Annotated in this window: 12 protein-coding genes; 10 read left to right on the top strand and 2 right to left on the bottom strand. The window is 67.4% G+C overall.

Features of this window, described 5'->3' with window-relative positions; genetic code table 11:
* The first annotated feature begins 31 nt into the window (after positions 1-31).
* Both A5736_RS07725 and A5736_RS07730 read left to right on the top strand, forming a co-directional pair.
* On the top strand, positions 32-520 hold the full coding sequence (locus tag A5736_RS07725; protein ID WP_083667244.1) for a gluconokinase: 489 nt from the start codon (positions 32-34) through the stop codon (positions 518-520).
* A 5-nt stretch (positions 521-525) separates the two neighbouring features.
* Positions 526-939, top strand: a complete 414-nt coding sequence (locus A5736_RS07730; RefSeq protein WP_076128241.1) for a DUF2784 domain-containing protein — start codon at positions 526-528, stop codon at positions 937-939.
* On the opposite strand, the gene A5736_RS07735 is transcribed toward A5736_RS07730, so the two are convergent.
* Positions 911-1,906, bottom strand: coding sequence for a DoxX family protein (locus A5736_RS07735; RefSeq protein ID WP_076245442.1), 996 nt, complete (start codon positions 1,904-1,906; stop codon positions 911-913). The two genes, A5736_RS07730 and A5736_RS07735, sit on opposite strands and share 29 nt — an antisense overlap.
* A 104-nt stretch (positions 1,907-2,010) precedes the next feature.
* Between A5736_RS07735 and pncA the strand changes: the two genes are divergently transcribed.
* Together pncA and A5736_RS07745 are read left to right on the top strand one after the other, a co-directional pair.
* Positions 2,011-2,571, top strand: a complete 561-nt coding sequence (gene pncA, locus A5736_RS07740) for a pyrazinamidase PncA (protein ID WP_083667248.1) — start codon at positions 2,011-2,013, stop codon at positions 2,569-2,571.
* The gene (locus tag A5736_RS07745) at positions 2,571-3,371 is read left to right on the top strand and encodes a nuclear transport factor 2 family protein (protein ID WP_076245443.1); all 801 of its coding nucleotides are present in this window, start codon (positions 2,571-2,573) and stop codon (positions 3,369-3,371) included. The genes pncA and A5736_RS07745 overlap by 1 nt, the downstream gene beginning before the upstream one ends.
* A gap of 23 nt (positions 3,372-3,394) precedes the next feature.
* Here A5736_RS07745 and A5736_RS07750 read toward each other — a convergent pair whose 3' ends face one another.
* Entirely contained in the window at positions 3,395-3,745 is a 351-nt protein-coding gene (locus A5736_RS07750; protein WP_076128071.1) for a DoxX family protein, read from the bottom strand.
* 119 nt (positions 3,746-3,864) lie between these two features.
* On the opposite strand from A5736_RS07750, the gene A5736_RS07755 reads away from it, so the two are divergent.
* From A5736_RS07755 to A5736_RS07780, 6 genes are all read left to right on the top strand, one after another.
* Positions 3,865-4,797, top strand: a complete 933-nt coding sequence (locus A5736_RS07755) for a sigma-70 family RNA polymerase sigma factor (protein ID WP_076245445.1) — start codon at positions 3,865-3,867, stop codon at positions 4,795-4,797.
* Positions 4,787-6,112, top strand: a complete 1,326-nt coding sequence (locus A5736_RS07760; protein ID WP_076128075.1) for a sugar ABC transporter substrate-binding protein — start codon at positions 4,787-4,789, stop codon at positions 6,110-6,112. The genes A5736_RS07755 and A5736_RS07760 overlap by 11 nt, the downstream gene beginning before the upstream one ends.
* Before the next feature lie 53 nt (positions 6,113-6,165).
* A complete protein-coding gene (locus A5736_RS07765) occupies positions 6,166-7,056 on the top strand; it encodes a carbohydrate ABC transporter permease (protein WP_254848317.1) in 891 nt (296 codons plus the stop codon).
* The gene (locus tag A5736_RS07770) at positions 7,043-7,885 is read left to right on the top strand and encodes a carbohydrate ABC transporter permease (protein ID WP_076128079.1); all 843 of its coding nucleotides are present in this window, start codon (positions 7,043-7,045) and stop codon (positions 7,883-7,885) included. The genes A5736_RS07765 and A5736_RS07770 overlap by 14 nt, the downstream gene beginning before the upstream one ends.
* A gap of 3 nt (positions 7,886-7,888) precedes the next feature.
* The gene (locus A5736_RS07775) at positions 7,889-8,962 is read left to right on the top strand and encodes an ABC transporter ATP-binding protein (RefSeq protein ID WP_076128082.1); all 1,074 of its coding nucleotides are present in this window, start codon (positions 7,889-7,891) and stop codon (positions 8,960-8,962) included.
* Positions 8,963-9,024: 62 nt separating this feature from the next.
* On the top strand, positions 9,025-9,494 hold a 470-nt coding region (locus A5736_RS07780; RefSeq protein WP_139333193.1), incomplete at its 3' end, for a DUF3097 family protein.

Consider the following 9,494-nt stretch of genomic DNA (forward strand, 5'->3'; position numbering starts at 1 on the left):
CCCCGATGCCGCGCCGTCACCCGTTGTGGTGATGGGTGTGTCCGGTTCGGGCAAGTCGACGGTGGGTTCCGCGCTCGCACAACGCCTGCGGGTTCCTTTCGTGGATGCCGACACCCTGCACCCAAAGGCCAACGTGGTCAAAATGACCGCCGGCGAACCGCTCACCGACGACGATCGCTATCCGTGGCTGGAGCGGGTGGGTCAGTGGCTGGCCGGCCACCGCGACGGCGGGGTGGTGAGCTGCTCGGCGCTCAAACGCCAATACCGCGACCGATTGCGCGCGCACTGCCCAGGCGTCGAATTCCTGCACCTGAACGGTTCACCGGAAGTGGTCAACCGCCGGATGTCGGCCAGGACCGGCCATTTCATGCCGCCGGCATTGCTGCGGTCGCAATTCGACATCCTGGAACCCCTCGGCGCCGACGAGCGTGGCGTCACCGTCGACATCGAACACGGCGTCGGCACCATCGTCGACGCCTTCTTGAAAAGCTCGGCGCCACAGCGGAACTCGGGCGGCTGAACCCCATGTACCAATCCGTGGTCGGGCTCGTCGTCCTGTTGCACTTCGCCTTCATCGGTTACGTCGTGGTCGGCGGTTTCCTCGCGCTTCGCTGGCCGCGCACGATCTGGCTGCACGCCGCGGCGGTGATTTGGGGCATAGCCATTGCCGCCCAACGCGTCGACTGCCCGTTGACCTGGCTCGAACGCTGGGCCCGCGCCCGCGCCGGAATGGGGCCGCTGCCGGCGGACGGATTCATCGCCCACTACATCACCGGGGTGATCTACCCGGCGGGTTGGGTGGTCGGCGTCCAGCTCGCCTCGTTCGCGGTCGTCGCGGTGTCATGGGCGCTGTACGCCCGGCACCGCGCCAAGCAGCGCCGAGCTAACCGGTCCCAGAACGACCGTGCGGCTACCAGGGACGCCGGCGACGGGTCTTGACCCCGCCGCCGACTCGGTCACGCGCGGTGTCGGCCAATTCACTGCCCTGTTGGCGGGCGGCCTCGGCGAGCTCCACGCCGCGCGCCCGAGCCGTATCGGCGAGCTCCACGCCGCGCGCTCGCGCCGTATCGGCGAGCTTCTCACCACGCTTGCGCGCCTTCTTTGCCAGCGGCCCGCTCTTTTCGGCCGCCGTACTTGCGAGTTCCTCGCCGCGTTTGCGTGCCCTCTTCGCCAGTGGCGCGCCTCTCTCGGCGGCGGTGCTGGCAAGCTCGCGCCCGCGCTCGAGTGCGGCCTCGGCGTAGGGCGCGCTTCGCTCGGCGGCGGTACTCGCCAGTTCGCGGCCACGTTCGAGTGCGGCCTCGGCGTAAGGCGCGCTTCGCTCGGCGGCCGTGGTCGCCAGCTCGCGCCCGCGCTCGGCTCCGAGCTGCAGGCCGTGGACGATTTTCTCGCCGAGTTCGCCGAAGTCGGCGTCGAGCGTGTCCTGCGAGCCCGGCAGCGCCGATGACACCCGCTCGGACAGGCGGGCGGCCGCGCGGCGCCCGCGCCATCCCAGCGACGGCTTGCCGGCGGTGTCCGCGGACGCGATCACCAGCCCGCCCACCAGGCTCAGATCTTTCAGGAATGCTTGGCGCAACTCGGCTTTGCGCTGCGGGTCGTTCTCGGTCCAGAACATGTGCGTGCCGAGGTTGGCCGGTAGCACTGTCAACGCCAGGGCGGCCGACGCGACGCGTGGCAGCTTGCCGGTGGCGAGCAGCAGGCCGCCCCCGATCTGGACGGCCGCGGTGATTTGCGCGAACGTCTGGGGGTCGCTGGGAATCTTGCTGCCCACCGGATCTGGCAGCGACTGCAGGCCGTCCACCGCGGGGGCCGCGGCTTCCGCCGCCGACTTGGGGTTGAGCAGCGATTCGACGCCTTGGCCGATAAACGCAACGGACAAGAGGGGTCGTGCGATTCTGCGGATCAACATGGCAGGTGGGTTACCCGACGCTTCGGCAAACAAACCGACGACGCATCGCCCCAGCTGTCGGCGGCCGTGCCGGTGCGAAGCCCGGCGGCGATACGCTGGATTGCGTGCGAGCGTTGATCATCGTCGACGTGCAAAACGACTTCTGCGCGGGCGGCTCGCTGGCCGTAGCGGGCGGCGCCGCCCTGGCCACAGCCATCAACGACTACCTGGCGAGCCGGCCGGGCTACCAGCACGTCGTGGCCACCCAGGACTTTCACATCGACCCGGGCGACCACTTTTCCGACGAGCCGGATTTTTCGACCTCGTGGCCGCCGCACTGCGTCGCGGGCAGCTTCGGTGCCGATTTTCATCCTGACCTCGACACCGGCCCGATCGAGGCGGTCTTCCGCAAAGGCGCCCACGCCGCCGCGTACAGCGGCTTCGAGGGGGTCGACGAGAGCGGGACACCGCTACTCGACTGGTTGCGACAGCACGATGTCGACGAGGTCGACGTGGTCGGAATCGCCACCGATCACTGCGTCCGGCACACCGCCGAAGACGCTGCCCGTGCCGATCTGACCACCCGCGTCATCGTGGACCTCACCGCGGCCGTGGCGCCCGATTCGGCCGCGACGGCCCTGGCCGAGATGCGATCCGCCAACATCGAGTTGGTGCAGAGCCGCTGATGGTGGTGCCACTGGACCGCGAGCGTCTGCTTGCCGCAGTAGAGCGCTCGCCGCAGGCGGTCGCCGCTCATGACCGCGACGGCTGGGTGGGCGTGTTCACCGCCGACGCATGGGTTGAGGACCCGGTGGGCTCGCAGCCGCACGTGGGACGCGAGCAGATTTATCGCTTCTACGACACCTTCGTCGGTCCGCGTGACATCAAGTTCCATCGGGATCTCGACATCGTCTTCGGCACCACCGTGTTGCGTGACCTCGAGCTCGAGGTGTCGATGGGTCCGGCCGTGACGATGTACATCCCGGCTGTCTTGCGTTACGACCTCCGAGAAGCCAACGGCCAGTGGCAGATTGGCGAGCTGCGGGCCTACTGGGAATTGCCCGCGATGATGCTGCAGTTCCTGCGGCGCGGGTCTCGAGCCGTGACGCCCGCCCTGCAGCTGTCACGGGGCCTGGTTGCCAATCAGGGGTGGCGGGGGACCGCGGGCTTCATGGCCGGCTTTCGGCGGGTCGGGGCGCGGCACAAGAGAATGGCGGAGGCTTTCCTCGGCGCCGTCGCACGCAAAGACTTGTCCGCCGCTTTGTGCTCACTATCATCCAGTGCCGCAATAACTTTGGGCGACGACGATCCGCGTGACCCCGCCGAACTCGTCGAGCAACTCGCCGGGGCCAGCTGGAGCAAGGTGATCGGCGCGGGTACGACGGTCGCGGTCTCGGTCAACTCGGATCATGGGCGCGGCATCGTGTTCGCCGATGTGGTCCGGCGGGCCGACACGATCGACCGGATCCGGTATTTCCCATCCTGACCTCGCTCCCTGCCCGACGTAGCTCAGTGGGCGACCATCAGCGCCAGCGCCGCGGCCGACAGGCACAAGAAGGCACCGGGAAACGCGATGTTGTAGAGGATGCGGGCCCGCAGGTGCGTGATCACCGCACCGACAAAGAACAGGACCAGACCGACGGCGGCCGCAATTCCCAAGGCCCGCAGCCCCAGGAGCCCGACGATCAGCCCGGCGGCGCCGGCCAGCTTCGCCGCGCCTAGCGCCGGCAGCCAGGACCGTGGCACCCCGACCTCGGCCGAGTTTGCTAGCACGAATTTGGCGGGAACGAGGTCTGCGACGGCAATGGCCGCGGTGACGACCGCGGTGGTCACAGTTACCGCGATGAATGTCGTGTTCATTGGTCAATCCTGGTGGGGCGCACAATCGGTAGGGTCATGGTGCTGGGTCTCCTTTGCGACAGAGGGTTCGATGGATGTGGTCATCTGCTTGACGACTCCCATGCGGAAAAGGTGACCTTTTGAGCGCTCCGGAAAGGCTCGAGGATCTCGCGCAACGGTTCGACGCGGATCGCCGGCATCTGAGGTCGGTCGCGTTTCAGCTGCTCGGCTCGGCCGCCGACGCCGACGACGCGGTGCAGTCGGCCTGGCTCAAAGCGAGTCGCTCGGATTTCGGCGCCGTCCAGAACCTCACCGGCTGGTTCACGACGATCACCGCGCATGAGGCGCTCGACCAGCTTCGGGCGCGCAAGCGGCGCGGCGAACAACCGCTGGCCGACACCGAGGACCTGGACCGGCTGGCGGGGACCGGTTCGGCGCCAGCCGACACGGACGCGCTGCTTGCCGACTCGGTGAGTCGCGCGCTGCTGATCGTGCTCGACCGACTCTCACCGGCCCAGCGCGTTGCCTTTGTGCTGCACGACGTATTCGCCATGCCGTTCGAGACGATCGCGGATGTCCTGGAGCGGTCGCCGGCCGCCGCAAAGAAGCTGGCAAGTCGGGCCCGCGCCCGACTGCTGGGCTACGCGCCCGCCGAACCCCGGCGCGTGGAGAAGCACGTCGAGATCGTGGAGGCATTCCTGGCCGCCTCCCGCGGCGGCGATATCGCGAGATTGCTCGAGTTGCTCGCGCCCGGCGTGCTCCGCCGGGTCGATCCGACGCTGGTTCCCGGCGACGTGCCGACCGAGGTGCGCGGCGCACGGGAGGTGGCCGAGGAGACCCGTCGGTTCGCCCTGCGGGCGCGGGCGGGAGTCGTCCTGCTCATCGACGGCGCCCCGGGCGTCGTGATCGCGCCGCGCGGGCGTCCCCAGATCATGCTGCGGATCGGGATCGGAACCGACGACCGCATTCACACGATCGACATCACCGGCGACGCCGAGGGCCTGCGCCGGGCCGTTCTCGCACTGCCGCGCTGGCCGGTCGCGGGGCAAGATCGGGAGCATCATGCTCGATAAGCCGATCGCACGGCGGAGTCTGCTGCGCGGCGCCGGCGCGCTCACCGCGGCGGCGCTGGCACCGTGGCCCGCCGGCTGCGCCGCCGACGACAACGACGCGTTGACCTTCTTCTTCTCGGCCAATCCGGACGAGCGCGACGCCCGGATGCGCATCGTCGACGAATTCCAGCGCCGCCATCCCGACATCAAGGTTCGCGCGGTGTTGTCGGCGCCGGGCGTCATGCAGCAGCTGTCGACGTTTTGCGCCGGCGGCAAGTGCCCCGACGTACTGATGGCGTGGGAACTGACTTACGCGGAGCTCGCTAACCGGGGGGTGTTGCTGGATCTCGGCACCCTGCTGGCGCGGGACCCGGCTTTCGCGGCGCAACTGAAGTCCGACAGCATCGAGGCCCTGTACGAGACGTTCACGTTCAACGGTGGACAATATGCATTCCCCGAGCAATGGTCGGGAAACTACCTGTTCTACAACAGACGGCTCTTCGCCGAGGCGGGTGTGCCCGCGCCGCCGCGAACCTGGGAGCAGCCGTGGAATTTCGCCGAATTCCTTGCCGCCGCACGCGCTCTGACCAAGCGCAACGGTTCGGGCCGCACCAGCCAGTGGGGCTTCGTCAACACGTGGGTTTCGTTCTACTCTGCCGGGTTGTTCGCGATCAACAACGGCGTGCCGTGGGCCACCCCGCGCATGAATCCGACCCACTTCAATTTCGACGATGAGGCGTTCATCGAGGCGATCCAGTTCTACGCCGACCTGGCAAACCGGCACCGGGTGGCGCCCAACGCGTCTGAGGTGCAGTCGATGTCGACGCCCGATCTGTTCGCGGCGGGCAAGGCGGCGATCGCCCTCGGCGGCCATTGGAGGTACCAGACGTTCATGCGAGCCGACGGCCTGGATTTCGACGTCGCGCCGCTACCGGTCGGACCGCGCCGCCAGGGTCGGCCCGCCGCCTCCGACATCGGCACCACCGGGCTGGCCATCTCGGCGAGCAGTCAACGAAAGGAGCAGGCCTGGGAGTTCGTCAAGTTCGCGACCGGTCCCGTTGGGCAGGCGTTGATCGCGGAGTCCTCCCTTTTCGTTCCGGTGCTGCGCTCCGCACTCGACTCGAGGGGATTCGCCGACGCCCACCAGCGGGTCGGCAACCTCGCCGTGCTCACCGAGGGGCCCGCGCATTCGGAGGCGCTGCCGGTTACCCCGGCCTGGGAAAAGGTCGCCGCGCTGATGGACCGCAACTTCGGGCCCGTCCTGCGCGGGTCCCGTCCGGCAACATCGCTGGCGGGGATGTCGGGCGCCCTCGATGAGGTGCTGCGCACCCCATGACATCGGTCGACTCCGCGCCGGTTGACGCGAAACGCCCCAACGGACCCCGCCCGATGCGGCGCCGCGCGTGGGCCGGTCGCATGTTCGTCGCACCCAACCTGGCCGCGGTCGCGGTGTTCATGCTTTTCCCGCTCGGGTTCTCGCTCTACATGAGCTTCCAGAGCTGGGACGTCTTCCGGCCACCAAAGTTCGTGGGAACGAAGAACTTCGAAGATCTCTTCACCTCGGATCCACTGTTTTTGATCGCGATCCGCAACACCGTGATCTTTACCCTGGGGACCGTCGTGCCCACCCTGCTTATCAGCCTCGTCGTCGCCGGCGTGCTGAACCGAAAGGTCAAGGGCATCGGCATCTTTCGGACGATCGTCTTCATGCCGCTGGCCATCTCGTCGGTGGTGATGGCCGTCGTGTGGCAGTTTGTCTTCAACACCGACAACGGACTGCTCAACATCATGCTCGGCTGGATCGGGATCGGCCCCATCCCGTGGCTTGTCGACCCCCGGTGGGCGATGTTCTCGCTGTGTATGGTCAGCGTCTGGCGCAGCGTGCCCTTCGCGACGGTCATCTTGCTGGCCGCGATGCAGGGGGTTCCGGAAACCGTCTACGAGGCGGCCAAAATCGACGGGGCGGGGGAGATCCGGCAGTTCGTGTCCATCACCGTGCCGCTGATCCGCGGGGCGATGTCGTTCGTGTTGGTCATCTCGATCATCCACGCGTTCCAGGCCTTTGACCTGGTCTACGTCCTCAACGGCGCGAACGGCGGTCCGGAGACCGCAACCTATGTGCTGGGCATCATGCTGTTTCAGCATGCATTCTCGTTCCTCGAATTCGGCTATGCGTCGGCACTGGCGTGGGTGATGTTCGCGATCCTGTTGGTGTTGACGGTGTTTCAGTTGCGGCTCACCCAGCAGCGCTCTCGGGAGGCTTCCAGTGGTCTCGGCTGATCGGGTGTTCAAGCGCAATGTCCTTCGCGCGCTGCTGGTCTACACCGCCCTGATCGGCATCGCATGGTGTTGGCTGTTTCCGATCGCCTGGGCGGTGTCGGGTTCGCTGAAGCGGGAGGGCGAGGTCACCGAGCCAACGCTGTTGCCCGCCCACCCGCGGTGGTCCAACTACACCGAGGTGTTCTCGCTGATGCCGTTCGGGCGGATGTTCTTCAACACCGTGTTGTACGCCGGGTGCGTCACGGCCGGGCAGGTGTTCTTCTGCTCGTTGGCCGGCTACGCGTTCGCGCGACTGCGGTTCCGCGGCCGCGACACGTTGTTCGTCTTGTACCTGGGCACGCTGATGGTGCCGCTGACCGTGACGGTGATCCCGCAATTCATTCTGATGCGGACCTTCGGGTGGGTGGACACGCCGTGGGCGATGATCGTGCCGGGCCTGTTCGGCAGCGCGTTCGGCACCTACTTGATGCGGCAGTTCTTCCGAACGCTGCCAACCGATCTCGAGGAGGCCGCGATCCTGGACGGTTGCTCGCCGTGGCAGATCTACTGGCGGATTCTGCTGCCGCATGCGCGTCCGGCGGTGATGGTGCTCGCGGTGCTCACCTGGGTCAACGTGTGGAATGACTTCTTGTGGCCGCTGCTGATGCTGCAGCGCAACAGCCTGGCGACCCTGACGCTCGGCCTCGTCCGGCTGCGCGGCGAATACGTAGCCCGCTGGCCGATAATCATGGCAACCTCGATGCTGATCATGGTGCCGCTTGTCCTCATCTATGCGATCGCGCAGCGCTCCTTTGTGCGCGGTATCGCGGTCACCGGGCTCGGTGGGTAGCGCATGGCTTCGGTGACTTTCGAGGGGGCGACGCGACGTTTCCCGGGCGCGGACCGGCCGGCCCTGGATGGCCTCGAGCTGGCCGTCGGCGACGGCGAGTTCGTGGTGCTGGTCGGACCATCCGGATGCGGCAAGACGACTTCGCTGCGGATGGTGGCCGGCCTGGAGACCCTGGACTCCGGACGGATCCGGATCGGCGAGCGCGATGTCACCCACGTCGATCCCAAGGATCGCGATGTCGCGATGGTTTTCCAGAATTACGCCCTCTATCCGCACATGACGGTCGCGCAGAACATGGGCTTTGCGCTGAAGATCTCCAAAACCCCCAAGGCCGAGATCCGCGAGCGGGTATTGGCGGCGGCGAAACTGCTTGACCTGCAACCCTATCTGGATCGCAAACCCAAGGACCTTTCCGGTGGGCAGCGCCAGCGGGTGGCAATGGGGCGCGCGATCGTGCGTCGCCCCCAGGTGTTCCTGATGGACGAGCCGCTGTCCAATCTCGACGCGAAACTGCGGGTGCAGACCCGCAACCAGATCGCGGCGCTGCAGCGTCGGCTCGAAACCACCACCGTCTACGTCACCCACGACCAGGTCGAGGCCATGACGATGGGCGATCGCGTCGCGGTGCTGTGCGACGGCGTGCTGCAGCAGTTCGCCACGCCCCGCGAGCTTTACCGCAATCCCGGCAACGTCTTTGTCGCGGGTTTCATCGGGTCACCGGCGATGAACCTGTTCACGCTTCCGATCGTGGACTCCTCGGTGTCGCTGGGGGATTGGCCGATTCGGCTACCCCGCGAGATCGGCGACGCAGCGGACGAGGTCGTCGTCGGGGTCCGTCCCGAACACTTCGAGCTGGGCAACCTCGGCGTCGAGATGGAGGTCGACGTCGTCGAAGAGCTCGGGGCCGACGCCTACCTGTATGGCCGAATCACGGGTTCCGGCAAGGTGATCGACCGGCCCATCGTTGCCCGGGCCGACGGACGGCACCCGCCCGAGAAGGGCAGCCGCGTGCGCCTGCATCCGGAACCGGGGCACCTGCACTTCTTCGGCGTCGACGGCCAACGAATTTCAGTGTGAATCGTCTGATCTTGTGGCGCGCCGTAACGACGTTTGGCCGCAAGGCTTCCTAGTATTGCCGCGTGGATCGCTACGGGCCCGATGTTCTCGCCGCCGGCCGGCGTAAGCCCCGTTCGACTGAGCATCAAGCCGAGCTCGGCCTGGTCGTCGAGGATGCGGAGACTGGCTATGTCGGGGCGGTTGTCCGCGTCGAACACGGCCGCTTGGAACTGGAGGACCGACACGGCCACGTCCGCGGTTTCCCGCTGGGCCCCGGGTATCTGCTCGAAGGCCGCCCGGTGATCCTCACGGCGCCACGGCGCCCGGCACGCGCCGCCGCGGGCAGGACGGCGTCGGGGTCCGTCGCGGTGCCCGGCGTGCGCGCCCGGGTAGCCCGCGCCAGCCGCATCTATGTGGAGGGCCGCCACGACGCCGAACTCATCGCACAGGTCTGGGGCGAGGACTTGCGCATCGAAGGTGTCGTCGTGGAGCACCTCGGCGGGGTGGACGACCTGGTCGGCATCGTGGCCGAGTTCGATCCCGGCCCGCGCCG

The sequence above is a fragment of the Mycobacterium sp. SP-6446 genome (assembly GCF_001954045.1).
GTDB lineage: Bacteria > Actinomycetota > Actinomycetes > Mycobacteriales > Mycobacteriaceae > Mycobacterium.

Bases quoted from the DNA above. Each gene is read 5' to 3' on its own strand.
- A5736_RS07725 (WP_083667244.1), top strand. From the start codon at position 32: ATGGGTGTGTCCGGTTCGGGCAAGTCGACGGTGGGTTCCGCGCTCGCA.
- A5736_RS07745 (WP_076245443.1), top strand. From the start codon at position 2,571: ATGGTGGTGCCACTGGACCGCGAGCGTCTGCTTGCCGCAGTAGAGCGC.
- A5736_RS07760 (WP_076128075.1), top strand. From the start codon at position 4,787: ATGCTCGATAAGCCGATCGCACGGCGGAGTCTGCTGCGCGGCGCCGGC.
- A5736_RS07750 (WP_076128071.1), bottom strand. From the start codon at position 3,745: ATGAACACGACATTCATCGCGGTAACTGTGACCACCGCGGTCGTCACC.
- A5736_RS07735 (WP_076245442.1), bottom strand. From the start codon at position 1,906: ATGTTGATCCGCAGAATCGCACGACCCCTCTTGTCCGTTGCGTTTATC.
- A5736_RS07730 (WP_076128241.1), top strand. From the start codon at position 526: ATGTACCAATCCGTGGTCGGGCTCGTCGTCCTGTTGCACTTCGCCTTC.
- A5736_RS07775 (WP_076128082.1), top strand. From the start codon at position 7,889: ATGGCTTCGGTGACTTTCGAGGGGGCGACGCGACGTTTCCCGGGCGCG.
- A5736_RS07765 (WP_254848317.1), top strand. From the start codon at position 6,166: ATGCGGCGCCGCGCGTGGGCCGGTCGCATGTTCGTCGCACCCAACCTG.